Source organism: Actinoplanes couchii (genome assembly GCF_016862075.1).
GTDB classification, from domain to species: domain Bacteria; phylum Actinomycetota; class Actinomycetes; order Mycobacteriales; family Micromonosporaceae; genus Actinoplanes; species Actinoplanes couchii.
On the sequence record NZ_BOMG01000115.1, the window covers coordinates 1 to 24,481 of the forward strand.

General features: G+C 69.7%; 23 protein-coding genes. 16 read left to right on the forward strand and 7 right to left on the reverse strand.

Annotated features, from left to right (window positions below; all coding sequences use genetic code 11):
* Positions 1-140 precede the first annotated feature (140 nt).
* Positions 141-746 carry a LysE family translocator gene (locus Aco03nite_RS45745; protein ID WP_203808178.1) on the reverse strand — a complete coding sequence of 202 codons (606 nt, stop codon included), beginning with the start codon at positions 744-746 and terminating at the stop codon, positions 141-143.
* A gap of 128 nt (positions 747-874) precedes the next feature.
* On the opposite strand from Aco03nite_RS45745, the gene Aco03nite_RS45750 reads away from it, so the two are divergent.
* The gene (locus Aco03nite_RS45750) at positions 875-1,327 is read left to right on the forward strand and encodes an Lrp/AsnC family transcriptional regulator (RefSeq protein WP_203808180.1); all 453 of its coding nucleotides are present in this window, start codon (positions 875-877) and stop codon (positions 1,325-1,327) included.
* Positions 1,328-1,706: 379 nt separating this feature from the next.
* Here the strand turns inward: Aco03nite_RS45750 and Aco03nite_RS45755 are convergent, their stop codons facing one another.
* On the reverse strand, positions 1,707-2,918 hold the full coding sequence (locus Aco03nite_RS45755) for an FAD-dependent monooxygenase (protein ID WP_203808182.1): 1,212 nt from the start codon (positions 2,916-2,918) through the stop codon (positions 1,707-1,709).
* Between the two features lie 61 nt (positions 2,919-2,979).
* Here Aco03nite_RS45755 and Aco03nite_RS45760 point away from each other — a divergent pair, with 61 nt between their 5' ends.
* The 6 genes from Aco03nite_RS45760 to Aco03nite_RS45785 all read left to right on the forward strand — a co-directional run bounded on the left by Aco03nite_RS45760 (position 2,980) and on the right by Aco03nite_RS45785 (position 8,388).
* Complete coding sequence (locus Aco03nite_RS45760; RefSeq protein ID WP_203808184.1) at positions 2,980-3,477, forward strand: MarR family winged helix-turn-helix transcriptional regulator; 498 nt, start codon at positions 2,980-2,982, stop codon at positions 3,475-3,477.
* A 373-nt stretch (positions 3,478-3,850) separates the two neighbouring features.
* Positions 3,851-4,543, forward strand: coding sequence for a type 1 glutamine amidotransferase domain-containing protein (locus tag Aco03nite_RS45765; RefSeq protein ID WP_203808186.1), 693 nt, complete (start codon positions 3,851-3,853; stop codon positions 4,541-4,543).
* A 158-nt stretch (positions 4,544-4,701) separates the two neighbouring features.
* The gene (locus Aco03nite_RS45770) at positions 4,702-5,295 is read left to right on the forward strand and encodes a TetR/AcrR family transcriptional regulator (protein WP_203808188.1); all 594 of its coding nucleotides are present in this window, start codon (positions 4,702-4,704) and stop codon (positions 5,293-5,295) included.
* 331 nt (positions 5,296-5,626) lie between these two features.
* Positions 5,627-6,379 (forward strand): SDR family oxidoreductase, encoded by a 753-nt coding sequence (locus Aco03nite_RS45775; protein WP_203808190.1) that lies wholly within the window; start codon positions 5,627-5,629, stop codon positions 6,377-6,379.
* Between the two features lie 59 nt (positions 6,380-6,438).
* Positions 6,439-7,257 carry an aldo/keto reductase gene (locus Aco03nite_RS45780; protein ID WP_203808192.1) on the forward strand — a complete coding sequence of 273 codons (819 nt, stop codon included), beginning with the start codon at positions 6,439-6,441 and terminating at the stop codon, positions 7,255-7,257.
* 15 nt (positions 7,258-7,272) lie between these two features.
* Positions 7,273-8,388, forward strand: coding sequence for a PQQ-dependent sugar dehydrogenase (locus Aco03nite_RS45785; RefSeq protein ID WP_203808194.1), 1,116 nt, complete (start codon positions 7,273-7,275; stop codon positions 8,386-8,388).
* A 41-nt stretch (positions 8,389-8,429) separates the two neighbouring features.
* Here the strand turns inward: Aco03nite_RS45785 and Aco03nite_RS45790 are convergent, their stop codons facing one another.
* A complete protein-coding gene (locus tag Aco03nite_RS45790; RefSeq protein WP_203808197.1) occupies positions 8,430-9,383 on the reverse strand; it encodes a hypothetical protein in 954 nt (317 codons plus the stop codon).
* Positions 9,384-9,515: 132 nt separating this feature from the next.
* Here Aco03nite_RS45790 and Aco03nite_RS45795 point away from each other — a divergent pair, with 132 nt between their 5' ends.
* Positions 9,516-11,975, forward strand: coding sequence for a sensor domain-containing protein (locus Aco03nite_RS45795; RefSeq protein WP_203808199.1), 2,460 nt, complete (start codon positions 9,516-9,518; stop codon positions 11,973-11,975).
* Positions 11,976-11,981: 6 nt separating this feature from the next.
* On the opposite strand, the gene Aco03nite_RS45800 is transcribed toward Aco03nite_RS45795, so the two are convergent.
* Positions 11,982-12,743: a Rossmann-fold NAD(P)-binding domain-containing protein gene (locus tag Aco03nite_RS45800; protein WP_203808201.1), complete on the reverse strand. Its 762-nt coding sequence runs from the start codon at positions 12,741-12,743 to the stop codon at positions 11,982-11,984.
* Here Aco03nite_RS45800 and Aco03nite_RS45810 point away from each other — a divergent pair.
* Together Aco03nite_RS45810 and Aco03nite_RS45815 are read left to right on the forward strand one after the other, a co-directional pair.
* A complete protein-coding gene (locus tag Aco03nite_RS45810; protein ID WP_239145977.1) occupies positions 12,724-14,055 on the forward strand; it encodes an FAD-dependent oxidoreductase in 1,332 nt (443 codons plus the stop codon). The genes Aco03nite_RS45800 and Aco03nite_RS45810 overlap by 20 nt on opposite strands.
* Before the next feature lie 142 nt (positions 14,056-14,197).
* Complete coding sequence (locus Aco03nite_RS45815; protein ID WP_203808203.1) at positions 14,198-14,623, forward strand: nitroreductase/quinone reductase family protein; 426 nt, start codon at positions 14,198-14,200, stop codon at positions 14,621-14,623.
* 6 nt (positions 14,624-14,629) lie between these two features.
* On the opposite strand, the gene Aco03nite_RS45820 is transcribed toward Aco03nite_RS45815, so the two are convergent.
* A complete protein-coding gene (locus tag Aco03nite_RS45820) occupies positions 14,630-15,832 on the reverse strand; it encodes an MFS transporter (RefSeq protein WP_203808205.1) in 1,203 nt (400 codons plus the stop codon).
* A 52-nt stretch (positions 15,833-15,884) separates the two neighbouring features.
* Here Aco03nite_RS45820 and Aco03nite_RS45825 point away from each other — a divergent pair, with 52 nt between their 5' ends.
* From Aco03nite_RS45825 to Aco03nite_RS45835, 3 genes are read left to right on the forward strand one after another with little or no spacing between them, the layout of a single operon-like run.
* On the forward strand, positions 15,885-16,274 hold the full coding sequence (locus Aco03nite_RS45825) for a MerR family transcriptional regulator (RefSeq protein WP_203808208.1): 390 nt from the start codon (positions 15,885-15,887) through the stop codon (positions 16,272-16,274).
* A 9-nt stretch (positions 16,275-16,283) separates the two neighbouring features.
* A complete protein-coding gene (locus Aco03nite_RS45830; protein WP_203808210.1) occupies positions 16,284-16,877 on the forward strand; it encodes a TetR/AcrR family transcriptional regulator in 594 nt (197 codons plus the stop codon).
* Between the two features lie 33 nt (positions 16,878-16,910).
* Positions 16,911-17,672, forward strand: coding sequence for an SDR family NAD(P)-dependent oxidoreductase (locus Aco03nite_RS45835; protein WP_203808212.1), 762 nt, complete (start codon positions 16,911-16,913; stop codon positions 17,670-17,672).
* A gap of 20 nt (positions 17,673-17,692) precedes the next feature.
* On the opposite strand, the gene Aco03nite_RS45840 is transcribed toward Aco03nite_RS45835, so the two are convergent.
* The gene (locus tag Aco03nite_RS45840) at positions 17,693-18,316 is read right to left on the reverse strand and encodes an NAD(P)H-binding protein (protein ID WP_203808214.1); all 624 of its coding nucleotides are present in this window, start codon (positions 18,314-18,316) and stop codon (positions 17,693-17,695) included.
* A 103-nt stretch (positions 18,317-18,419) separates the two neighbouring features.
* Between Aco03nite_RS45840 and Aco03nite_RS45845 the strand changes: the two genes are divergently transcribed.
* From Aco03nite_RS45845 to Aco03nite_RS45855, 3 genes are all read left to right on the forward strand, one after another.
* On the forward strand, positions 18,420-19,316 hold the full coding sequence (locus Aco03nite_RS45845; RefSeq protein WP_203808215.1) for a LysR family transcriptional regulator: 897 nt from the start codon (positions 18,420-18,422) through the stop codon (positions 19,314-19,316).
* An 84-nt stretch (positions 19,317-19,400) separates the two neighbouring features.
* Positions 19,401-20,144, forward strand: a complete 744-nt coding sequence (locus Aco03nite_RS45850; RefSeq protein ID WP_203808217.1) for a hypothetical protein — start codon at positions 19,401-19,403, stop codon at positions 20,142-20,144.
* 31 nt (positions 20,145-20,175) lie between these two features.
* Positions 20,176-23,772: an AAA family ATPase gene (locus Aco03nite_RS45855; protein ID WP_203808219.1), complete on the forward strand. Its 3,597-nt coding sequence runs from the start codon at positions 20,176-20,178 to the stop codon at positions 23,770-23,772.
* Here Aco03nite_RS45855 and Aco03nite_RS45860 read toward each other — a convergent pair.
* The gene (locus tag Aco03nite_RS45860) at positions 23,678-24,331 is read right to left on the reverse strand and encodes a helix-turn-helix domain-containing protein (RefSeq protein WP_203808221.1); all 654 of its coding nucleotides are present in this window, start codon (positions 24,329-24,331) and stop codon (positions 23,678-23,680) included. The two genes, Aco03nite_RS45855 and Aco03nite_RS45860, sit on opposite strands and share 95 nt — an antisense overlap.
* Between the last annotated feature and the right edge of the window lie 150 nt (positions 24,332-24,481).

Here is a 24,481-nt window from a genome sequence, read left to right on the forward strand (position 1 = left end):
AATCAGGCCCTGCCGGACGAAACTGGCCTCGACCCGTTCTCGGACCTGCGGGCTCGCCAGGTTCTGGTCTTGGTGCCGGTCCACTGATCTCCTGCTCACGTCGTGGTGCGGTGACGGCGGCTGTCGGCGCGGGCCGGACGCTATCCGATCAGCAGCACGACACCGATCACCATCATCGCCGCCCCGGAGAAACGGGTCACGGCCCGCGCGGCCGCCGGCCGGGCCCGCAGCACTTTGCGGGCGCCGGTGCCGACCGCGGTGTAGATCACCGCGCAGCTGGCCATGTGCACCAGGCCGAGCAGTCCGATCTGAGCGGCCAGCGGCCAGCCGGCCGTCGGGCGGGTGAACTGCGGCAACAACGCGAGGAACAGCAGCAGCGCCTTCGGGTTCAGGCCGCTGATCCCGAGCCCTTTGACCGCCTGACGCAGCCGGGACTCGGCGGCCTCGGCCGTGCCGCTCTGCGGCGTCGACGGCCGCATCAACGTGCTGATCCCGAGCCAGACCAGATAGGCGGCACCCGCCATTGTCAGCACCGTCAACACCAGCGGAGAACGGGCGACCAGCGCCGCCACGCCTGCTGCCACGACTGCCGTCACCAGCAGGTAGCCGGCCAGCATCCCGCCGACCGCGGGCAGCACCGTGCGGTAGCGCAGCCCGGCCGCGATCGCATAGGCCCAGTCGGCTCCAGGGGTGATCACGAGCAGGAACGACACCGCCCAGAACGCGGCGATGGTGCTGACGGCCATGAAAAGTTCCTTCCTCCGCAGCCCACCTCAAGAGGGGTGATGCTCTAGTAGAAAGGCTAGGCGCGGAGAGCCGGAAGGTGTTCTCAACGATCTCGCCGACTGGCAGTAGTTGAGGCAGAATCTTCTCCATGGACGCCGTTGACCGCAAAATCCTTGCCGAGCTGCAACAGGACGGCCGGTTGACCGTCACCGAGCTCGCCGAACGCGTCGGGCTGAGCGTCTCGCCCTGCCACCGGCGGCTGCGCGCGCTCGAACAAGCCGGCGCGATCGACAGCTACCGCGCTCACCTCAACGCCGCCGCGCTCGGGCTGACCTTCGAGGCCCTGGTCTTCGTCACCATGCACGGCGCCGACCGCGCCACCGTCGACGCCTTCGAGCGGGCCGTCGAGGCTGTCCCGCACATCCAGCAGGCCCAACGACTGTTCGGCGACCCCGACTACCTCCTGCGTGTAGTCACCCGCGACCTGCCGGCCTTCCAGGCGATCTACGACGACCAACTCGCCACCCTGCCCGGCGTCCAACGCCTGCGATCAACCCTGGTCATGAAGACCGTCGTCGAGAACCGGCCGCTGCACCTCTGACCAACCCGGCGCCCTGGTGTCGAAACTCGCGGACACGAGATCCGCCGATGATCACGCGGTGTCGAAAGAGGCGTTCAAACGGTGTCGAGATCCGCGGAGATAGCCAGACGGCCGCGCTGGCAGCCGGATCTCACCCGATACTTCCGCCTCCGCAGAGGCCACTCACGCCGCAAATCAGCAGATCAGAGCCTTGCCGCCGGACTACACAGTAGCCCTGGGTGCACGCCTTCGGTGCCGTTTCAAGACCGCGTACTCCGATGGGCTGCGCCGCGACGAGACCCGGATGCTGGACGCGACCGACCACGCCGGCAACCTGATCCTGCTGGTGGACGACGTGAGGACTGGCTCCGCCGTCCGGACGCCGTCCACCCGGGACCGATCAGTGCGGGTGCGGCAGTGGATAGTCGGGGAGGGTGAGCCCGGCCGCCGCCGAGGACGGCAGTGCGCGGTCCGCGAGGCCGCTCAGCGCGCGGGTCGCGGCGAGGCGGTGGGCGCCCTGCAGCACCGCCAGGCCCCAGCGGGACTTCGGCAGGGCCGCCGCGGGTACGCCCGGCGGAACCCTCTGCGTCTTCTCGATGTGCGGCCGCAGCCGTTGCTCGTAGGCGCGGAACGCGCGGGCCGGGTCGAACGCGCCGCCGCGGTCCCGCTCGACGGTGATCTCGCCCGCCAGCACGTACGCCCCGAGCAGCGCCAGCGAGGTGCCCATCCCGGTCGGGGCGCCCCACGCGGTGTCGCCGACGATCGCGACGCGGCCCTCGGACCAGTGGGGCGTGCGCACCTGCTCGACCCGTTCGAAGTAGAACTCGGCCGGCCGCGCGGCGAAGCCGTCCAGGATTCGCTCGGTCTCCCAGCCCACTCCGGCGAAGCGCGTGCGCAGCACCGCGATCTGCGCCTCGACGTCGAGCCGGTTCAGCCCCAGCGGCGGCGCCAGGAACGCCAGCGCCGCCCGCATCGTCCCGATGTTGTCCGGCCGGAGCGAGGCGACGCGGCTGCCGGTGGTGGTCAGCCAGCGCCACCACCGGTCGTCGGTGCCGGCCCGGTCGATCGTGCCGTACGCCACGTACTGACCGAGGTCCCGATAGTCGGCCTGCGAGGTGAAGGCCAGATCGCGGGTCCGGGACCGGCGGCCCTCGGCGATCACCAGCAGGTCGTAGCGCTCCCGGCGGCCGGCCGCGCTGACCACGTCGACCCCGTGCTCGTCCTGGTCCACCAGGACCAGGTGGTCGCCGTAGCGGTGCTCGGCCTCGGCGGCCGTGGCGCGCAGCAGCAGGTGGGAGAGCTGACCGCGCAGGATCTCCAGCTCCGCGGTAGGCCCGTCCCGTCCTGGCCGCACCGGTACCGAGGCGTAGACGGTGCCGTCCGGGCGCAGGAACCGGGTTCCGAGCTCTCCGGTGCTCGCACCGGCCACCGAGTCGCGTAGTCCCATACGTCGCAGGGCTTCGTGGCCGGCGCCACGGACGTCGACGTTCTGCCCGGCGCTGCGGGCTTGCGCGGCACGCTCCAGCAGGGTCACCGAGAAACCCGCCCGCTGCAGCCCGAGTGCTACCGCGGGTCCGGCGATGCTGCCGCCGGTGATCAACACCTTCATCATTTACCTTTTCTGAAAAGCTACTTTCGGGTGAAGCTACTACACGCCCGAGTAAAGTGCACACATGGCCGACTCGCTCTTCAGGCCCGGCCGACGGGCCAGGGTCCTGCTCCTGCTGCGCTCCTACACGGACGCCCACGTCGAGCTGACCCGGCACCTGGCACGGGAGCTGGGGGTGCACCACAACGACGCGGTAGCGCTCGCGGAGATCCTGTGGGCCGAGAGCACGCAGAGCCCGCTCTCGCCCGCCCGCCTGGCCGACCGCATCGGATTCACCTCCGGCGCCACGGCGAACCTGCTGAATCGGCTGGAGGTCGCCGGTCTCGTCGTCCGCAGCCGGGAGGACTCGGACCGGCGAGTGATCCGGCTGCGCCTCACGCCGCAGGCCCGCACGCGGACCGAGGAGTTCTTCGTCCCGACCGGCGAGCGTGTCGACCGGGTGCTGGACGGCTATGACGACGACACCCTGGGCCAGATCGAACAGCTGCTCACCGACGTGGTCGAAGCCACGGCGGCGCGAAACGCGGGACTGCGGTCGGCCCAGAGGCCCAGCGCCGACTGACTCGCGGTCTTTTCAGACCACCGCCGCGGTACGCCGGACGCGCCACAACCGTCGAACCCGGGACGCGGAGACGGCTGTCGAGCGACAGGTTGATGTCACCGCCCGGATGCCGGCGGTCCATCGGAAGTCCGGGGCGTTGCAGCCGCCGAGCGGCCACGGTCAGCAACGGTTTGAGAATCGCGAGCCGGGAAAATGCCTCGACCGTGCGGCGGGCAGGCCTCGCATACCGAACGGCTGTGCTTCCCGGGCGATCGTGGGTCTACCCGACATTCCGGCCCGTCGGGCGTGATGCGGGTCATCGTTGAAACTAGTAGACCAGTCGTCTAGGGTTCGGATGTGGCCGACACGGGTCGCCGTGACGAAAGGTTCCACCATGAACGTGCTGGTCGTTCTGACCTCCCACGAGGAATTGGGCACCACGGGCCGCAAGACCGGCTTCTGGCTGGAGGAGCTCGCGGCGCCGTACTACCGGCTCAAGCAGGCCGGTGCGACGATCACCCTGGCCTCGCCGAAGGGCGGCCGCCCGCCGCTGGATCCCAAGAGCAACGAGCCCGACTCCCAGACCGACGACACCCGCCGGTTCGAGGCGGACGCCGAGGCGTCGGCCGCACTGGACTCGACCGTGGTCCTGAGCACGGTCGACCCGGCCGACTACGACGCCGTGTTCTACCCGGGCGGGCACGGCCCCCTGTGGGACCTGGCCGAGGACGGCGACTCGCGGAACATCATCGAGACCACCCTGCGCTCGGGCAAGCCGGTCGCGCTCGTCTGCCACGCGCCGGGCGTGCTCCGGCACGTCACCGCCGAGGACGGCTCGCCGCTGGTGCAGGGCCGTCCGGTGACCGGCTTCACCAACAGCGAGGAGGAGGGTGTCGGCCTGACCGAGGTCGTGCCGTTCCTCGTCGAGGACATGCTCAAGGCCAACGGTGGCGTCTACTCCAAGGGTGCCGACTGGGGCTCCTATGTGGTGCGCGACGGTCTGCTGATCACCGGTCAGAACCCCGCCTCGTCAGCCGAGGCCGCCGACGTCCTGCTGGCGGTGCTCGACGAGCTCGCCACCGCCTGACCGCTGTTCGTCCGTCCTCGCCGCCCGGTTCAACCAGGCCCTGGACGACTGAATCACCACCTGACGAGGGCTGCCGGTAACGCCGGCGGCCCTCGTTACGTTCCCGGACTCCTCCGCCCTTCTAGACGACCGGTCTAATCGCTGGGTAGTCTTGCCCCATGGCGACCAGGAATCTCAACCGCGACACGCGCATGGAACTGCTGCTCGCCGCCGAGCGAGCCTTCGCGCACAAGGGTTATGCCGCGGTCGGGATCAACGAGGTGCTGTCCAGCGTGGGCGTGCCGAAAGGCTCCTTCTACCACTACTTCAGCTCCAAGGACGCCTTCGGCGAAGCGGTGATCGAACGGTACTTCGAGCAGTACCTGGCCGAGATGGACGAGATCCTCACCAACGCCGATCAGGACGGGGCCTCGAAGATCCTGGCCTACTTCGCGTCCTGGCAGGCCTCGCAGAGCTTCGGTGACTGCGAAGGCAAATGCCTGGCGGTAAAGCTCGGCGCCGAGGTCGCGGACATGTCCGAGCCCATGCGCCTGGCCCTGAGAACCGGCACCACGCAGATCACCGACCGTCTCGAGAACGCGATCCGCGGCGCCGCCGCCGACGGTTCCTCCCCGTTCACCGGCGACGCCCGGACGACCGCTGAGGCCCTGTACCAACTGTGGCTCGGCGCCAGCGTCATGGCCAAGATCCAGCGGAGCCTGGCCCCCTTGGACGCCGCGACCACGGTGACCCGCCAACTGCTCGGCATCTGACGGCGATTCGGGTGCCGACGCACCGGCAGATTCCGTCCAGGTGTTGCTGTCGATGGCGGGAATGATGGTAGCCAGGGTATGCGACACCTAGGCTAAACGTGGCCTTCATATCCCGGTTCTTCTCGGCGATGCTGGATTCACGCCAGGAAGAGGGGAGGTCGACATGGACAACGAAAGACTCGGTGAATATTTTCCGCACCGGCTCATTCCATTCCGGCTCCGGCCTGTACCCGGAAATCAGAAGTTCGCCTGATTCTCCCTGCTTTCATCAATCACCTGGGAAAACGCGGACATCTCCGCATGCCCGAAATCGGCAATCGTAAGGAACCCCGTGAACATCAGCGGAAACACTGTCTTCATCCCCGGCGCCACCTCCGGCATCGGCCTCGGCCTCGCGCTGCGCCTGCACGCCAAGGGCAACACCGTCATCGTCGGCGGCCGGCGCACCGCCCTGCTCGAGCAGATCGCCGCCGCGCACCCCGGCATCGGCACCGTCACCATCGACGTCACCGACCCGGCATCGATCACCGCGGCCCGCGACGAACTCGCCACCCGCTACCCGGCCCTGGACGCCCTGATCACCATGGCCGGCATCATGGAGCCGGAGGACCTGCGCGACCCGGCGTCCCTGGATGTCGCCGAGCGCACCGTCACCCTGAACCTGCTCGGCACGATACGCCTGGTCAACGCGTTCCTGCCCGGGCTGCTCGCTCAGCCCGCCGCAACGGTCATGACGGTCAGTTCGGGCCTGGCGTATGTGCCGCTGCCGGCGACGCCGACCTACAACGCCACCAAGGCGGCGGTCCACTCCTTCACCGAAAGCCTGCGCGTGCAGCTCACCCAGAGCGATGTCCAGGTGATCGAGCTGGTGCCGCCGGCCACCCGGACCACCCTGATGAACCAGCAGAACTCCGACGTGGCGATGCCTCTGGAGGAGTTCCTCGACGAGGTCATGAGCCTGCTCGAAACCGATCCCCAGGCCGAGCAGATCCTGGTCGAGCGGGTCAAGTGGCAGCGCAACGCCGAGGCCGAGGGCCGCTACGCCGACGTGCTGGGCGTGCTCAGCGGCCGCTACCGCTCCTGATCCCCGCGGCGGCCGGATCCCCACCCGGCCGCCGCACCCTCCGGCAACGAACGGCACCCATGGAAACCACCATCACGGTGCCCGGCGGGCACCGCATTCCCCGGCTCGGCTTCGGCACCTACCAGATCGCCCCGCACGACACCGAACAGCTCGTCAGCGTGGCACTACGGGCGGGCTACCGGCACATCGACACCGCCCGCTACTACCGCAACGAGGCCGGTGTCGGCGCCGCCGTACAGGCCAGCGGCCTCGCCCGGGACAGCATCTGGATCACCAGCAAGCTCCCGATCGGCGCGGACGACACCGACGACGTGAACCGGGCCATCGACGCGACCGTCGACGCGCTCGGCACCCACGTCGATCTCTACCTCATCCACTGGCCGATGCCCCGGCGCAACCGTTATCCGCGGACCTGGCAGGCCTTGCGGGCGGCTCAGGCCGACGGACGGCTGTCCGGTATCGGCGTCTCCAACTTCCACCAGGCTCAGCTCGATCGGATCCTCGCCGGCGGCGGCCCGCCCCCGATGGTCCACCAGATCGAGGCCCACCCGCACCTGGCCAACAACGACCTGCGGCAGTACGGCGCCCAGCACGGCATCGCCACCGCGGCCTGGTCGCCGCTCGGTGCCGGTTCCGTCCTGCGCGACCCGGCCATCCAGTCGGTCGCCCGGGAACTCGGCCGCACGCCGGCACAGATCATCATCCGCTGGCACCTGCAACGCGGCGACATCGTCCTGCCGAAAGCCAGTTCGCCGCAGCGCATCGCGGACAACGCCGCGGTGTTCGACTTCTCCCTCGACCCCCACCAGATGGCGCGCATCGACCGGCTCGACCGCGGCGAGGAGGGCCGCACCGGCCCGCACCCGGAACGTCTCTGACCCGAAGGACCACCTATGCGACATTCTCTGCTCGGCGCAAGCCTGGCTGCGGCACTGAGCCTGACCGCCTGCTCCCCGGAATCCTCGGACAACGAGCCGGCCGGTCAGCTCCTGCCCGGCGCCACCGCGACCCTCGACGAATCCCACGGCCCGGTCGCGACCCTCGGCGAACCCACCGAGATCACCACCGGCCTGACCGTGCCGTGGGGCCTGACCTTTCTGCCCGACGGCTCCGCGCTCGTCTCCGAGCGCAACTCCGCCCTGATCAAACGGGTGCCCGCCGCCGGCGGCCCCGCACAGACGGTCGGTGTCGTCCCGGGAGTCGCGGCGAAAGCCGAGGGCGGACTGATGGGCATCGTCGCCTCGCCCGGATTCGCGACCGACCGCACCGTCTACGCCTCGGTCACCGGCACGGACGAGAACTCGATCGTCGCCCTGCACATCGCCGAGGACTACCGGTCACTGCGCCAGGACCGGGTGCTGCTCGACGGCATCCAGACCGCCGAACGCCACCACGGCGGCCGGCTCGCGATCGGCCCCGACGGCATGCTGTGGATCGGCACCGGCGACGCCTTCGAACCGGAGAACGCCGCCGACGCCACCTCCCTCAACGGCAAGATCCTGCGCATCCGTACGGACGGCACCGCACCCGGCGACAGCCCGATCTACTCCTCCGGGCACCGTAACGTCCAAGGCATCGCCTTCGGCCCGGACGGCACCGCGTACGCCTCGGAACTCGGCCACCGCGCCTGGGACGAGGTCAACGTCCTGCGCGAGGGCGCCGATTACGGCTGGCCCGAGACCGAGGGGGTCGCGGGCAGCACCGGCACGGCACCGATCTGGACCGTGCACCCGGACGACGCCTCGCCCTCGGGTATGGCCTACGCCGCCGGTTCGCTCTGGATCGGCGCGCTCGGCGGGCAGCGTCTGTGGCAACTGCCCGTCGACAGCGGCCGGGCGACCGGTCAGGCGGTGGAGCACTACCGCGGCGAGTACGGCCGGATCCGTACCGTCGAGGTCGCCCCCGACGGCGCCCTCTGGCTGATCACGTCGAACACCGACGCTTCCACCTGGGGCGGCGTCGCCCCGAAACCCGGCGACGACCGCATCCTGCGCGTCGAAGTCCGCTAGGCCGGCCGGACCGGTCGAGACGCGGCCTCCAGGGCCGGGGCCTACTGCATGACGGTGTCGATCGGGTGGTCGAACGATGCGGGGCAGTGGAACAGGTACCAGTCGAAGCCGCGGTTGATGACCACCTCGGTCATCGGGTCGGTGTCGCCCGCCGGCTCCTCGATCGGACGCCACCACCCGGCCTCGTCCCATTCGCCGAACCCGACGGTGAACAGCAGCCGCATCTCGGTGCCGCAGGTCCGGCAGTGCATCGTGCCGGGGCCGGTCATCCGCCAGGACGGGTGGCCGCCCACCTTCCAGCCCGGCACCACCGACCAGGCCCGATAGCCGGGCCCACCGGTCTGCGCCTCCCAGGCCGCGATGCGCGCCCGGAGCGGTTCGGGCAGAATTTCCCGGTACGGATAATCAGAGACCCGCTCCGGGTGGACGGCACACGGGTTCGGCAGATGGTCCTCCTCGACGACCGGCGGCTCCGGGGCAGCCGTGAGTGGCTCGCCCACATCAGCGGTCCGGCGCCAGAGCACCCGGATCCGGGGAGTCATGTCCTCGGCGTGGAACAGCGGGCACCACAGCACCTGGAACAGGTCGGTGTCGTCCGGGCCGAGGAATCCGGGCACGTCACGGCGGTACAACTGCGCCACCGGGATCATCGGGATCGACTGACGGGCCAGTTCCTCCGGTTCGGAGAACCGGATACCAGGTAACTCGGCCAGTTCCGCCGCGGTGAACGACCGGCCCGCAGCCGCCGCCCGGATCTCCCGGCTCCGGCGCACGGTCGCCGGAGCCAGCAACGTATCCACCTCATGGTCGTCCCCGGCATCACACACCGGCCACGGCTCGTCCGCGGGCCACAGCAGCGGCCCGCCGATCGAACTGTCCGCGACACCCGGCGCCCCGGCCCGCGGGTGCAGCCGGGTGGCGCCGGCCCGGTACTCCCGCAACCCGGGAATCACGTCATCGACGTCGAACGGCCGCGGCGGCGTGGTACGAACCATGACTGTCGATCTTAATCGTCCCGGGCGGCCGCCCCGCGGGCCCGGCCGTACGCGGAACGTCTCAGGTCGCCGCCGTGGTGGCCGATCGTCTGCTTCAACGGACGGACTTCGGCGGCGCGTGGAGTGAATCTGGTGATCGACGACGAAGCACGGGTGCGGGCCTGGCAGGCCGTACCGGACGAGAGTCTGCGGATGGCCCTCGACCACGCGTCGAGCGGCATGACGCTCGTCGACGACTCGGGTCGCTACCTGTGGGTCAATGCGGCGTTCGCCGGGTTCCTCGGGTACACCGTCGCCGAGCTGCTCGGGCGGTACTTCGGTGACTTCACCCTGGAACAGGATCACGCCGCCGACGTCGCCGCCGTCGGTGACCTGATGTCCGGGGCACGGCGTGCGGTCCTGCGGGAGAAGCAGTACCGGCACCGCGACGGGGCGATCCTGCCGGCGCTGGTGTCCAGTTCGCTGATCCAGCCGGTGCCGGAGGGGCCGTGGCAGCTGCTGAGCACCATCGAGTCGCTGGCCGAGCGTCAGGCCGCGCGGGAACGGCTGGCCGAGGTGGCCTCCGCCGTCGACGGTATCGTCACCGTCGACGAGCGCGGGATCGTGGTGGCCTGGAACCACGGCGCGGAACGGCTGTTCGGGCGTATCGCCGCCGACATGCTCGGCTCGCCGCTGGCCGTGGTCATCCCGGCCCGGCGCCAGGTCGAACACGGCACCATCTTCGCCGAGCTGGTGGCCGGTGGCAGCCCGTTGATCGGCACCACCATCGAGGTGACGGCCGTGCACGCGGACGGCCACGAGCTGCTCACCGAGTTGTCGCTGTCGACGTGGACCCACGACGGGCTGCCCCGTTTCACCGCGATCGTGCGGGACGTGACCGTGCACCGGCGTGCCGAGCGTGCCGCGGCTCTGATCCGGTTCGCCGCCGTCACCGCGAACAGTGCCGACACGTTCGCCGCCGCCGCGTCCGCCGTGCTGCGGGAGGTGTGTGCCCGGTTGCAGTGGCATGCCGGGCACGCCTGGACCGGTGCCGGTGAACCGGTCGGGTGGCACGAGAGCGGCGAGGCCCACCCGGTGCCGTCGGTGGTGCCGTTCGAGGCGGTCACCCGGATCGTCACCGACGGTGGTGGCGCGGGCTCTGCCGTGTCGGTGCCGATGCTCACCGGGGGAGAGGTGGCCGGCATGCTCGTCTTCCGGCTGCCGGCCGGCGTACCGGCGCCTGATCATGATGTCCTTCAAGCTCTGGAGCAGATAGGGCTGGCGCTGGGCCGGGTGGTCGAGCGGCAGCGCACCAGTGACGCGCTGGCCTGGCAGGCGACCCACGACCCGGTCACCGACCTGGCCAACCGGCGGCTGCTGACGGAGCGGATCCGCGACGGCCGGCACCGGGCGCTGCTGCTGATCAACCTGGATCGCTTCCGGATCATCAACGACGCCCTCGGGTACGCCCTCGGCGACCAGATCCTCCGGCTGGCCGGCGAGCGGCTGCTGAGCGTGACCGGCGAGGACGACCTGGTGGCCCGGCTCAGCGCGGACGAGTTCGTGGTCCTGGCACAGGACCAGACGGACCTGGCCCAGCGGTTACTGGCCGTGTTGCGGGAGCCGATGACCATCGGTGGCCACGAGTTCCGGCTCGGGGCCAGCATCGGCATCCGCCCGCTCACCGGCTCGCACCGCCCGGCCGCCGTGCTGCGCGACGCCGACGCCGCGCTGCGGCAGGCCAAGAGCCGTGGCAAGGACCAGGTCGTGGTCTTCGACGACGCTCTGGCCGGGACCGCGGAGCAGCGTTTCGACGACGAGCTCGCGCTGGCGCGGGCCATCACCGGGGACGAGCTGGTACTGCACTACCAGCCGATCATCGACCTGCAGAGCGGACAGCCGTCCGGTGCCGAGGCCCTGGTCCGGTGGCACCGGCCCGGTCACGGCATGATCGCCCCGGACCGGTTCATCCCGCTCGCCGAGGAGACCGGCCTGATCGTCGACCTCGGGCGATGGGTGCTGCGGCAGGCGTGCCGGGACGCCGCGGTGTGGGCGGTCGAAGCACCCGCCCTGGCCGAGGCGTCGGTCAGCGTGAACGTCTCGGCCCGCCAGCTGACCCACCCGAACTTCATCGGTGACCTGGACGCGGCCCTGGCCGACAGCACCCTGCCCGCCGGCCGGCTGATCCTGGAGGTCACCGAGAGTGCCCTGATCAGCGAACCGGAGACGGCGATGGACACGCTGCGTGCGGTCCGGGCCCGCGGGGTGCAGGTGGCCCTCGACGACTTCGGCACCGGCTACAGCTCGCTGAGCTACGTGCAACGGCTGCCGGCCACCATCCTGAAGATCGACAAGAGCTTCGTCGACCCGATCACCGAGGACGCCGTCGGGACCGCGCTCACCGAGGTGGTGGTGAAACTCGCCGAGGCCACCGGGTTGCGCACGGTCGCCGAAGGCGTCGAGAACGCCGTTCAGGCTGCCGCGCTGCGGCGGTTGGGCTGCCATCGCGGTCAGGGCTTCGTGTGGTCGCGGCCGGTGCCGCAGAGCGACCTGCACCACGTGCTCACCCAGCTGTCGGGCGATCCGGCGCTGGTGCGGCCGCCGGGCCGGTGAACGGGGTCAGCGGTTCTGGCGTTCGATGCCGCGCCGCACCAGATCCCGGATCCCGGGCAGGGTGATCGCGCGGATGGTCAGGTCGTTCATCCAGACGTGGAAACGGCTCGGTGGCGCGTACTGGTGCATGCCGCGGTGGGCGAGTGCCTGCCGTTTGACCACCTCGGGGCGGAGTCCGGCCTCCCATCGGGGCAGGGCGGCCGGAATGTCGTCGCCGTGTTTGTGCAGGGCGTCACCGAGCCGGTCGGCTCCGTGTTTGTGCAGGGCGGCGCCGAGTTGGTCGGCTCCGGCCAGGGCCAGGGCCGCGCCGTGCCCGGCGAACAGGGTCACGCACCAGGCCGCGTCGCCGAGCAGCACGACCCGGCCGCTGCTCCAACGGGGCAATGCGACCTGGCTGACCCGATCGAAGTACACCTCGGCGGGCCCGGACCGCAGGTGAGCGATCGCCTCGGGAACCCCGGCGCCGAGGTCACCGAACGCGGCGCCGAGCGCGTCGGCCGCTCCGCGCTCCAACTCCCGGTCCGGGGCGCCGCATCGGTACGTGAAGAAGGCTGCCGAACGGTGCGGACCCAGATGGACCATCGCCGCCGTACGGCCGGGTCCGATGTAGGTCGTGGCCGACGACGGGGGCACGGCTGAGTCCGGGATCGTGAGCGGGAAGGCCGCCACCACGAACGGCAGGTCGACCCGATGATCAGGACCGAACACCGCGGTCCGGGTCAGGCGCAGGGCGGCCGCCAGCCCCGCGATGCCCCGCGGAATCGCCATCATCGAACCTCGCCAGCACCTGTTGACCGCGGCGGAACACGTGATCGTCACCGCCGGCCCCGGCCACCTCACCAGCCGGGCCGTCACCCAGCAGGCCGGCGTCGCCACCGGCCTGCTGTTCAAGCACTTCAGGAACTTCGACGACTTCCTGATCGGGTACGCGGTCGACCGGACCTTCCAGCTCACCACCACGCTGACCGGACTCCCCGCCCTGGTGGGCACCGGCACGGTCGCCACCAACCTCAGCGACATGATCCACACCACCCCGATGATCACGCTGCACACTCACCCGCCTGCTCGCCGGCAAACCGGCACTCACCGAGATCCGCGTGGCCTGACGTCCTCTTCTGGTGGGGATTGCCTACTGTCCACGGGTATGAGCGTGGTGGTGATCGGTGCGGGCGTGATCGGGTTGACCGTGGCACACGAACTGGCGGTGGCCGGACACCGGGTGCGGGTGGTCGCCGACCGGGACGCGGCACACAGTGTGTCGGCGGTGGCGGCGGCGATCTGGTTCCCGCACGCGGTGACCCTGGAATCCGACGTCCTGGAATCGGGCCGGGTCGGCTACGAGCGCCTGGCGAGGCTGGCCGAGACCGCGGGTACAGGTGTGGTGATGCGGCCGGGCCTGGTGCGGGTCCGGCGCGCCGGGGCCGACCTGTCGTGGACCGATGCGGTGCCCGGATACGAACGTGTCGCCGACGGGGTGCGCTGCCGGGTTCCGGTGGCCGACACCAGCCACTACCTGGCCTGGCTGACCGCCCGGGTGGCCGCACTGGGCGTCGAGTTCACCGTGGCCACCGTGCGCCCGGCTGAACCGGGGCCGGACGCTCTGGTGGAAGCGGTCGCGCGGATCGGGGGAGAGGAACCGGACACGGTCGTGGTGGCCGCCGGACTCGGGTCCGGTGCCCTGCTCGGCGATGGGGAGACGTACCCGATCCGGGGTCAGGTCGTCCGCCTGGCGAACCCGGGCCTGACCGAGTGGATCACCGACGAGGACAACCCGGGCGGTCTGACCTATGTGGTGCCGCGTTCCGGTGACGTGGTCTGTGGCGGCACCGGCCAGGCCGGCGACTGGAACGAGACGGTCGACCCGGGCGCCGAGGAAGCGATCCTGCGCCGGGTGTACGCGCTGGTGCCGGAGCTACGCGGCCAGCCGGTCCTGTCCCGCGCCGTCGGGCTGCGCCCGGCCCGTACCCGCAGAAGTCTGGAACGCACCGGCCGGGTGGTGACCTGTTACGGACACGGCGGGTCCGGATTCACCCTGTCCTGGGGCGACGCGGCCCGGGTGGCGGACCTGCTCGCGGCCTGAACCCGCCGATCCACCACGCTCTGATCCGGGGGATACAACCGGTATCTGCCTTGCCGGCCTTCCCCGTCGTAGCTTCGACACGTTCACGACGGCGCTTCAGCCTTTCGCTGAGGTCACGGGACAAATCGGAGAAAAGAGCGACATGGGCGGTACGGTCGACTGGATCGATCCGATGATCGGCGAATTCCAGCGCAGCGGTGGCAATCATCCCCGTTTCGGACGCGATCTGGTGTTGCTGCACGGGACCGGAGCACGGTCCGGTGAACCGCGTTCCCACCTGACACGGGGGATCGCGTTCCGTGCGGGCTGGGTCGTCGCGGCTACCTTCGGCGGCAACCCGCGGAACCCCGCGTGGGTCAACAACCTTCGCACCCACCCCGACATCGACGTCGAGGTGCCACTGCCCGGGGCCGGCATCGCGATCCACCGGGTGCGCGCGGTCGAACTGGACGGACCCGAACGCGAGGCGGCCCGGCAGCGGTTCCGGACCGTCTCGCCGGTCTTCGCCCAGTTCGAAGCCGGTGTCGATCGGCTCATCCCGATCTTCCATCTGGTCGTTCGCGGGTGATCCCGATCAGGTGACCGGCTCGGTGGCCGGGCGGCGGGACGGGAAGCCGTGGGTGCGGGCGCCGACGACGATCGTGAGCACCGGGAGCAGCAGCAATCCCACAGCGGCGGGGAAGGCGCCCGCGCCGCATGCCTCCAACAGGACGCCACCGGCCGCACCGCCCGCGGCCATCGCGACGTTCCACAGGGTCACCAGCATGGCCTGGGCGGCGTCGGCGGCCCGGCCACCGGCGTCAGCGACGGCGGTCTGCAACAGGGTCGGGACGCCACCCCAGCCCAGCCCCCACAGGACAGCGGCGATGTGGACCAGGAACACACTGGTGGCGAGCGCGCCGAGGATCGCGGCGGCGACACCGATGAGCAGGACACTCGTCACGGTAAGGGCACGCAGCTTGCGGTCGATCCAGGCAGCGGTGGCCACGATGCTGATCAGGGAGGCGACACCGAAGGTCAGCAGGACGGTGTCGGCGGACCGGTCCATCCCGAGGTGGGCGAGGAACGTGGTGATGTAGGCGTACAGGATGGTGTGGGCCAGGACGAGGACCAGCGTGACGGTCAGGACCGCGGTGACGCCGGGCACGGTGAGGGCACGCAGCATCGGCGGGCGTCGCCCGGCGGGGTGTCCGGGGAGGCCGGGCACCGCCACCGCGATCCATCCGAGCAGGGCGACCGTGAGCAGTGTCATCGCGGTGAAGGCGGTCCGCCAGCCGAGGGTCTGACCGAGGAAGGTGCCGGCGGGCACGCCCAGCGACAGGGCGAGCGGGATGCCGGCCATCGCGACGGACACCGCCCTGCCCTGCAGGCGCGGCGGGACGAGGCGGCGGGCGTACCCGGCGAGCAGGGCCCAGGCCAGGCCGGCGGCGACCCCGGCGGCGAAGCGGGCGATCATCGTCGTGAGGTAGTCGGGGGAGACGGCGGTGACGGTGTTGGCGACGGCGAAGACGGCCATCGCGGTCAGCAGCAGCCGTTTGCGGGGCTGGTTCGCGGTGGCGGCGGTCAGGGGGATCGCGGTGAGCGCGGTGCCGAGGGCGTAGATCGTGACGGTCTGGCCGGCCAGGGACTCGCTGACGCCGAGGCTGCCGCTCATGCCCGGCAGCACACCGGCGGGCAGGGTCTCGGTGAGGCTGGTGACGAAGACCGCGGTGGCCAGCGCGAGCAGCGCGGACATCGGCAGCCGGTCGGCGGTTCGGGTCGGTGCTCCGGTTGTCATGGCCAGTATGCTCAAACCCTCACATCAGTGTGAGGGTCAAGAGGTGGATCACATGCGCATCGGTGAGCTCGCGAACCGGACCGGCGCCTCGCGTCGCCTGCTGCGCTACTACGAGGAGCAAGGCCTCATCGTCTCGCAGCGATGCGCGAACGGTTACCGCTCATACGACGACCGGCTCGCCGACCGGGTGCTGCAGATCCGGGGCCTGCTGGAGGCGGGCCTGCCCATCCGGGTCATCAAGCAGGTTCTGCCCTGCCTCGACAAACCTCGCGCGATCGTCTTCTCGGACGCCACCCCGGAGATCCTCGAGACGTTGAGCGAGGAGGTGGACCGCATGCAACGGCGCATCGACGTGCTGACCCGCAACCGCGACGCGGTCACCGAGTACCTCGGCGAGGTCCGGTCTCGGGCTGCCGTCACCGATCTGGACCGTACGTTCTAGAATAAGCTCATGTCCCGGGTGAAAGAGTTCGACCCCGACCAGGCGCTGGGCGCGGCGATGCGGTTGTTCTGGCAGCGGGGGTACGAGGCGACCTCGATGGCCGATCTGGTGGACGCGACCGGGGTGGCGCGCGCCAGTCTGTATGCCACCTTCGGCAGTAAACACGACCTCTACGTCCGCGCCCTCGACCGCTATGTGGGGGAGCGTGACCCGCTGCTGGTCGAGCGCCTGGCCGGCCCGGGGCCCGTGCTGCCCGCGATCAAAGCGGTGCTCGACGACTTCGCCGCGGACACCGAGAGCGCCGGTGAACTGGGTTGTTTCGTGGTCAACGCGGCAGTGGAGCGGATGCCGGCGGACCTCGCGGTCGCGCTCAGTGTGGAGACCAGCTGGGAGACCCTCGAGGTGGCGCTGACCTCCGCGCTGGTCCGGGCCCGCGGCTCCGGCGAACTGGTCGAGGCGGCCGACCCGCGGCGGCTGGCCCGGTTCCTGCTGGTGATCCTGGAGGGTCTGCGGGTGGTGGGCAAGGGGCGCACCGGAGCGGTCCGGGCCCGTGACGCCGCCGACGAGGCGTTCGCGGCGCTGACCCGATGGCTAACTTACTAGACTGAGTGTTCTTGAATAGCTAGCCTCGTGGGCATGACACGACAACGGTTCACGGGCAGGGTCGCCCTCGTCACCGGTGGCGGCTCCGGCATCGGCCGCGCGGTCGCCCAGGCGCTGGCGGAGGAGGGCGCGTCGGTCGTCGTCGCCGGCCGGGACACCACCGCACTGGACACGACGGTGAAGCTGATCGAGGCGGACGGCGGCACCGCGGCGGCGATCCCAGCCGACGTGACCGTGCCCGCACAGGTCGAAGCCCTCGTCACGGCGACCGTCGACCGGTTCGGGACGCTCGACGTCGCGGTCAACAACGCCGGGCTGCTCGGCCGTCCGGGCCCGCTCGCCGACGTCGCCGAAGCCGACTGGCACGCGGTGATCGACACCAACCTGACCGGTGTCTACCTGTGCATGAAGTACGAGATCGCCCGGATGCGCGGCCGCGGCGGTGCCATCGTGAACATCGCCTCCAACATCGGCGCGCACGGCCGGATCCCCGGCCTCGGCGTCTACGGCGCGGCGAAGGCAGCGGTCAGCGCACTCACCCGCAGCACCGCCCTGGAGTACATCGGCGAGAACATCCGGATCAACGCGGTCAGCCCCGGACCGGCCGACACCACCATGTCCCTGCGCCCCGGCGAAACCCCACCGGACCGTGCGGCCCGCCTCGCCACAGCCCTGCCGATCGGCCGGGTCGGCACCCTGGCCGAGATCACCGACGCGGTGCTGTGGCTGGCGGCCGACGAGTCCGGCTTCACCGTCGGCCACGACCTGGTCGTCGACGGTGGCGCCACGGCGTGAGAGAACGGCTTGCGGACTGGTCAAGCCGGAGGGCGTACCAGCAAGACGCCTGATCCTGGGGTTTCGGCGGTGGCAGCGTCCAGCATCAGGCGGGCGACCGTGACCCTGGGGCCGCTGGTGGGCCAGAACGTGCGCGCGGCCCGGGACAGCAGGACGAGCGTCAGGTGCGGCTTGTCCTGCTTACCGAGCAGCGGCCCCACGTGGATCAGGGTGCCGCCGGCCTCGAGGATCGCGGTGTCGGCCAACTCCTTGGCGGTGTGTTCGGGGCCCAGGCCGGTCTTCAGGAAACGGCGGGTGAACGAGCTGGTGGTGGCCGCTGACGGGCCGGTTCCGGCGGCACCCAGCCACACGATGCGGTGCGGGGCCGCGGCGATCACGGCGTGGGCGCCCGCGGTCAGGGTGGACGCCTCGGCCCGGCTGGCGGGGCCGAGGCCGGAGACCAGGATGTCGTCGGGCCCGATCGCGGCGGCGATGCCGGCGGCGTCGTGGACGTCGGCGCGTACCACGCTCAGGCGGTCGTCGGTGGGGAGCTGGGCCGTCGCGGGGTTGCGAACGAGTGCCCGCACCTTCAGGCCCCGGCCCAGGGCCAGGGATACGAGGTGGCGGCCGGTCCCGCCGGTGGCGCCGAGCACTACGAGGGTCATGAGGTGGCCTTTCCGGGATGCCGTGCGGATGGCATCGACGGTAGGCGCGTCTGGATCATGACACCAATGCATCTTTGATAGGTGACACATTACTGTCGCTCATGTGGATCTCAACCTGTTGAAAGGGCTGGACGCTCTGCTCGAGCACCGCAGCGTCCAGGACGCGGCCGTCCGGCTCGGGCTCACCCAACCCGCGGTGAGCCGGATCCTCGGGCGGCTGCGGGCAGCCACCGGGGACGCCATCCTCGTCCGGAACGGGCGCGAAATGGTGCCGACCGCGCGTGCCCTGGAGATCCGCGCGGAGGTACGGGACCTGGTCACCCGAGCGGCGTCGGTGCTGGCGCCGGTCGGTGAGCTGAAACTGGCGCAGCTGTCCCGGATCTTCACCATCCGCTGCCACGACTCCATCCTCACGGCCGTCGCGCCACCACTGGTCCAGGCGGTTTCCGAGCAGGCGCCAGGAGTGCTGCTGCGCCTCGTGGCCGAGAATCCGCCGGACGGCGGAGACCTCAGCCGCGGGTCGGTCGACCTGACCGTCGGCTGTCCCTCGGATCCGCAACCGGCGTCGATCACGTCGCGTGTCGTGGGCGCCGACGAGATGGTCCTGGTGATGACGGAGGGCCACGACACCGACGTCGAGACCCCGAGCATCGGCCGGATCGCGGCGGCGGCGCACGTCGTGGTGTCCCGGCAACCTCTGATGACCGGCCCGATGGACGAAGCGCTCGAACGGTTCGGGCTGCGGCGCCGGGTCATCGCGGTGGTGCCGACAGTCTCCGCGGCCCTCGCGGTGGTCTCGACCGGCGCGGCGGTCACGGTCCTTCCCCGCCGGCTCCGCGATCCGCTTCCACCAGGATTGCGGAACCGTCCGTTGCCGTTCCCCCTGGCAACCGCCCCGGCGACCATCTCCTGGCATCAACGCCACACCGGCGACCCAGCCCACACCTGGCTCCGCAACCTCCTGGCCAGCACCCTGACCGCCATTCTCGGCGCCGAATGACAGCGACATCCGGCCACATTTGTCGCATGTGATCGAGCACGATGACTTGTGCGGTTGACGTCGGTGGAGCAGGTGGCTCCACTTATGCTCATCACTATCGATGACCTTAAGCGTTCCTTGAGCCGCCGCCTCACCTACGCGCTCGCGTCCGGGGCGTTGATCGCCGTGGCTGCCGCCGCGACATTGATCATCTGGCATGAGTCCACCACCAGAGCGCTCGGCATCGAGGGCTACAAGACCCTGCTTCAACTCTTGCTGGTGGTCGTGCTGGGCGGCGGCGTCTCCTTGCTGTACCAAGCCTTCAACCGTCAGGCCGAACTGCAGGCCGAACGCCTGAGGCTGGCCGAGGGACGCGCGACCGCCATTCGCGAAACTCGCCAGCGCTACCTGGCCGAGCTGGTGGTGCTGTACAACGCGGTCAAACGCTCGCGCCGTCTGCTGCGCGCCCGAGCCCAGATCCACACCACGGCCGGTGACGGACGTCTGCGGCTCGCCACGTACGACGAGCAACTCCAACTGCTGCTCGACGCACAGTTGGGCCTCGAGCTGATGATCCGGACCATGAACGCTGAGGGCGAGGTCTTCGACGGCGTACCTCAGCTCGTCCCGTCCTTGAAGTCCACCGAGAAATACCTGCGAGAGCTGATCACCGAGTACGAAGCCGTGATGCCGCGTGTCCAGCCCGGCGCCACCGAGATCACCACCCCGCCGAAGCTCGCCGACTTCATCGGCCCGTACGAGCATTCCGAGTTCCGCCCCGGTTTCATCCGCCCGGTCCAGGCAGCCATGGCTGCCGTCGAAAGCCTGATCACCGCACCACCGGCCTGATACCAGCCCTTTCGGCCGTCAGGAGGATGCGATGGCGCGCGACCACGGGCTCGACAAGATTCTCGACCAGCTCGGATCGGAACCAGCGAAAGCCGCACTCACGTCATGGGCGCAGGAGACCGGCGTCCGACTGAGTCCGGTCACATGGTCGGCCTCGGGTTTCACCTCGGCCCAGGTTTTCGGGGCGTACGCACAAGCGGATACGGGAGTCACCGAGGGAACCATCATCAAGGTGGACACTTCGGCAAGCCGGGCTCAGATTGAATTCGAGGCGAATCAGCTGGCGCATTGGCACGGCAAGCCGTTCGGAGTCAAGCATCTGGTGCCGTACAACTTTCCCGCTAAGTCGATGAAAGGAGGCGGCTGGATCACCTTCCAACGGGTCGCGGGGGGCGGCTTCAACCAGACCATCGGCTTCGAGAGGATCTCCGAGAAACACGATGAACCAGAGGTTACCTGCCGGTCCATCATCCGATCGCTGCTCTTCGAGTGGAACGCCAACATCGTGCAGCCGCTCGAACTCATGCCTGCCGGGCGGGTCCTGAACACGCTGCTGGGAGGCCGGATCGAGCCGGGTGGAACCCTGTACGCCTGGGCGGGAGAATATGCCGACCTGGTAACCACCCCGAAGACCTGGCTGCATTGCCCGAACGGGGACCTCGTCAATCCCTTCGCACTGGCCACCAACCGCGCGCTCGATGGCCTCGTCGATCTCCACAACGTCTGTGGACACTCGCACGGGGACCTGCATCCCGGAAACCTGCTGGTGGCATCGAACCAGAGTGATCCGGCCGACTACTGGCTGATCGACCTTTCGAGATACCGCCCGGACAGGCCGATCACCTGGGATCCGTGCTACCTGATGTGTACCACCATCGCCATGCGCCTCAAGGATGGAAAGGACCTGGACCGGGCCTCGCTGACGGCGGCACTGCTGGATCCGCAGACCGACTACCGAAAGCTCCCCTCAGAGCTCGACAAGGAGACGCGTCAGCTGATCTCTGGTATCTACGGTGCCGAAGAAGAATACGCGAACAAAAAGGGTCTGCTGGACGAATGGCCGAAGCAAAGGCTCGTCTGCCTCACCGCGATCGGGCTGATTCTCTCCGGCCGGTCCCAACTCGCACCTGCCGATCGCCAGTGGTTCTTCTGGCTGGCCGCACATGCCGCCACCAAGCTCGTCCCACGTGGCGCGATCAAGGACACCGGCCACGTCGACCTTCCCGCGGAGTTCATTCTGCCGGGATCCGTCGCCGGCACGCCCCGGGCACAGCGGCGACGATCATCGGCGGACACTGCGGTTCCGGCGTTTCACGACGCGGCACGGGAGGCGTTGCGCAAGCGGCTGGTCGCCGGCCCGTACGGTGTGGTCATCGTGGCCGGGCCTCGCGGAGTCGGAAAGTCGACGCTGGTCAACACGGTACTGAACGGCTTGGACAACACACAGGTTCAGGTGTTCCGCGCGCCTGCCGTCAACGGGGTACGCCTGGACACGAAGACCCTCATCGAGTGCATCGAGGGTGTAACCGCCCCGGGAGCCGAGTTACGGCCGGGCGAGTCTTCCTCAGCCCGGCTGGAGGCGGCGCTGGACGCGGTCGGCGACAAGACGGTCGTCATCGCCGTCGAGGATGCGCAACAGCTGCTCGGTCCGGGCGCCGTGCTCACCGACGGCGTTCTGGACCAGGCATTCGAATCGTTGAGCGCACGAGCAGATCACCGTGTCTCGGTCGTGCTGATCACCAGTGTCGTGCCCACCTCTCCTTCGGACGGCACGTGGGCCGCGACCGAACCTCCGATCGGCATCACCCGCCTGAACTACGACTATTTTGTGGGCCTGCTGCGTGACCGGCCCGGCGGCTCCTCGCGCCTGCGGCGCCTGGACGACGAAGGGCTTGGCCAGCTCTACCGCGCACTGCAGGGCAATCCGCGCCTAACCAATCTGTTCCACGCGGTCTGTGTGTTGTCCCTGCACCGCGTCCGGTTACGCGCGCTGGTCGACGAGCTGTCCGGCCTCGCCCCGAAGGAAGTGCCGGAAACCCTGCTGAATCTCTTGCTCAACAACCTCGAGCCACCAGTTCGCCGGGCACTGGAGGTGCTGGCGGCCTTCCGGATTCCGGTCGCTGAGGAGCACGTCCTGGCTCTGTCGGAAGATACGGACGACGAGGAGACTCTCCACGCACTGGAGAGGCTGACCGACAGCATGCTCCTACGGCGTGACGGCGATCGCTACGAGCTCACGGACGCCGACGCGGACGCGATTCTTCAGCGGATGGACCGAAGCCCCGCGCACCTGTCGTCTGATGTGGCGTCCCGTTTGAAGGAGATGCGCGACCGGAGCCCTCGATCCGAGGATGATGTCGCCATCCGATTCGCCGAACTGCGGGCGCTGGTCGAGGCGGGTGAGTTCGAGTCGGCGTACGAGATGGTGGAAAACCTCCACGACCGGCTTCGCGACGCGAACCTCACCTTCCTGCTGCTCGAAACCCGCGACAAGCTGCGCGGCCGTCTCGGCCATCCCTACCTGGAGATGGCCAACGAGAACGCGATCGCGGGCATCCACCGTTCGCGCGGACGCTTCACCGAGGCGCGGGATGCCTATCAGCGTGCGCTCACGCACGCCGAACAGGACCGGCGCGAGGTGGCGGCGCTCAGGATCGGGGTCAACCTGGCCGCGATGTCCTGGCTCGACAACGATGCCGAGGAGGCCTTCTCCCGCTACCGGATGGCGCTCGATGCCGCCGGGCCGACCGGCGATCCGGTTCTCCGGATGGGAGGCCTCGAGGGCCTGGCCGACTGTCACCGGCGCTGGGGGCGGTTCCCGGAGGCGATCCAGCATGCCGAAACGGCATACCACCTGCCCTCGGAGGAGGACTTCCCCGATTCGGCTGCAGCCCGGCGGGCCGCCACCCGCCGGGTCAACCTCGCCCTGAAGCTCTCCCGCTGGCATGCCGAACTCGCCCGACGGCCCGAGGCTCGCCGGTGGTTCGAGGAAGCGCAGCGGTGGGCGAACGACAGCGCAGGCCGTTGGCACCGTGCCGCGGTCTTGGACGGCGAGGCTGACCTGCTGTTCTGGGAAGGCGACAAGACAGGTGCACATGCTCGGGCGGCCGAGGCGGTCGAGTTGGCCCAGCAGTTGCACGACCCGGCGCTCCTGACCCGAGCCCGGACGACCATGTGCCTCGTGCACCTGGCGGCCGGCGAGCTCGACCTTGCTGCTCGCGAGATTCTCATGGTCAGACGCTACCGGCGCCCGGGCCACTCACTGGTGGTACTCGCGCTCGAGGCAGTCGTCGCCCGGCGCCAGCGTCGCCCCGCCATCGCCGGTATGCGGTTCCGGCAGCTGGCCACCGAGGCCGGAGACCGCTACCGGCACGATCCCCGCGACTTCGCGGCCGGTGACTTCCGCGCACTCGCGATGTGCGAAGGCGTTCTCGACCGCAACGCCTCCGTCGACGATGTCGTGCAGGCCTTCCGTGAGTCGCGGGCCAGGGCACCGGCCAGCGATGGTCTACGCGAACTCCTGCGGTTCCTGGTCAGCCGGATCGACCTCCGCGGCCACCCCCGGGGCCCGTTGCAGCCGGTGCTGGACCAACTCTCGGCAGCCAGCCCCGATCACGAGCCTGCATGATGGCCTCGAGGCGGGTCCGTACACCGATCTCCTGGTACAGAGCCTGCAACAGGCGAAACATCGCGCGCTCGGAGTAGCCGGCCCGCTGCGCGAGCTGCGCCACGGTGGCGCCTTCGGCGAGCTGGTGCAGCCACTCCAGCCGTTCAGCCGGAGGAACCGGGTGTTGCTCACCGGATGCCAGCGCCGCTGCCACCTTGGCGGGCAGGACCGCTTGACCGTCCAGCGTGGCCTCGATCGTGCGCCGCAACGTCTCGTCGGTGACGTGGCGCGGAATCACCGAGCGGGCGCCGGCCCGCACCGCCCGGACACCGAGAGCCACGACGTCGTCCTCGACGATAGCGATCACCGCATGAGGCGACCGTTCGAGCCGGAGCCGGGAAAGCAGCTCCCAGTCGCCGTGCACGATCAACGTCAGCAGCACGACCGCGCCAGGAGATCGGCGGACCCATGCCAGCGGATTCTCCGGCGTCTCGACGATATGACCGATCTCGGACAGGGCCGTGGCTACTCCCTGCTGATACATCGGCAGAGGGTCGAGGACCGCGACATGAACGGTCACCGGTGATGGCCATCCCTTCTCAGCCGCGCGGGCTACAGCGTAGGCATCGGTTCTTGCCGATTGGTTGATCGACGCGCCAGGAGGTCAGGTTTCTGCCAACTCCCGGCAGGACCGCGGCAGGCATCGGTCGTTAATCGGCACGCGGCAGCG

Bases quoted from the DNA above. Each gene is read 5' to 3' on its own strand.
- Aco03nite_RS45815 (WP_203808203.1), top strand. From the start codon at position 14,198: ATGGGCGGTACGGTCGACTGGATCGATCCGATGATCGGCGAATTCCAG.
- Aco03nite_RS45835 (WP_203808212.1), top strand. From the start codon at position 16,911: ATGACACGACAACGGTTCACGGGCAGGGTCGCCCTCGTCACCGGTGGC.
- Aco03nite_RS45785 (WP_203808194.1), top strand. From the start codon at position 7,273: ATGCGACATTCTCTGCTCGGCGCAAGCCTGGCTGCGGCACTGAGCCTG.
- Aco03nite_RS45820 (WP_203808205.1), bottom strand. From the start codon at position 15,832: ATGACAACCGGAGCACCGACCCGAACCGCCGACCGGCTGCCGATGTCC.
- Aco03nite_RS45760 (WP_203808184.1), top strand. From the start codon at position 2,980: ATGGCCGACTCGCTCTTCAGGCCCGGCCGACGGGCCAGGGTCCTGCTC.
- Aco03nite_RS45745 (WP_203808178.1), bottom strand. From the start codon at position 746: ATGGCCGTCAGCACCATCGCCGCGTTCTGGGCGGTGTCGTTCCTGCTC.
- Aco03nite_RS45780 (WP_203808192.1), top strand. From the start codon at position 6,439: ATGGAAACCACCATCACGGTGCCCGGCGGGCACCGCATTCCCCGGCTC.
- Aco03nite_RS45755 (WP_203808182.1), bottom strand. From the start codon at position 2,918: ATGATGAAGGTGTTGATCACCGGCGGCAGCATCGCCGGACCCGCGGTA.
- Aco03nite_RS45800 (WP_203808201.1), bottom strand. From the start codon at position 12,743: ATGGCGATTCCGCGGGGCATCGCGGGGCTGGCGGCCGCCCTGCGCCTG.
- Aco03nite_RS45790 (WP_203808197.1), bottom strand. From the start codon at position 9,383: ATGGTTCGTACCACGCCGCCGCGGCCGTTCGACGTCGATGACGTGATT.
- Aco03nite_RS45765 (WP_203808186.1), top strand. From the start codon at position 3,851: ATGAACGTGCTGGTCGTTCTGACCTCCCACGAGGAATTGGGCACCACG.
- Aco03nite_RS45850 (WP_203808217.1), top strand. From the start codon at position 19,401: ATGCTCATCACTATCGATGACCTTAAGCGTTCCTTGAGCCGCCGCCTC.
- Aco03nite_RS45855 (WP_203808219.1), top strand. From the start codon at position 20,176: ATGGCGCGCGACCACGGGCTCGACAAGATTCTCGACCAGCTCGGATCG.
- Aco03nite_RS45770 (WP_203808188.1), top strand. From the start codon at position 4,702: ATGGCGACCAGGAATCTCAACCGCGACACGCGCATGGAACTGCTGCTC.
- Aco03nite_RS45840 (WP_203808214.1), bottom strand. From the start codon at position 18,316: ATGACCCTCGTAGTGCTCGGCGCCACCGGCGGGACCGGCCGCCACCTC.
- Aco03nite_RS45810 (WP_239145977.1), top strand. From the start codon at position 12,724: ATGCCCCGCGGAATCGCCATCATCGAACCTCGCCAGCACCTGTTGACC.
- Aco03nite_RS45825 (WP_203808208.1), top strand. From the start codon at position 15,885: ATGCGCATCGGTGAGCTCGCGAACCGGACCGGCGCCTCGCGTCGCCTG.
- Aco03nite_RS45750 (WP_203808180.1), top strand. From the start codon at position 875: ATGGACGCCGTTGACCGCAAAATCCTTGCCGAGCTGCAACAGGACGGC.
- Aco03nite_RS45830 (WP_203808210.1), top strand. From the start codon at position 16,284: ATGTCCCGGGTGAAAGAGTTCGACCCCGACCAGGCGCTGGGCGCGGCG.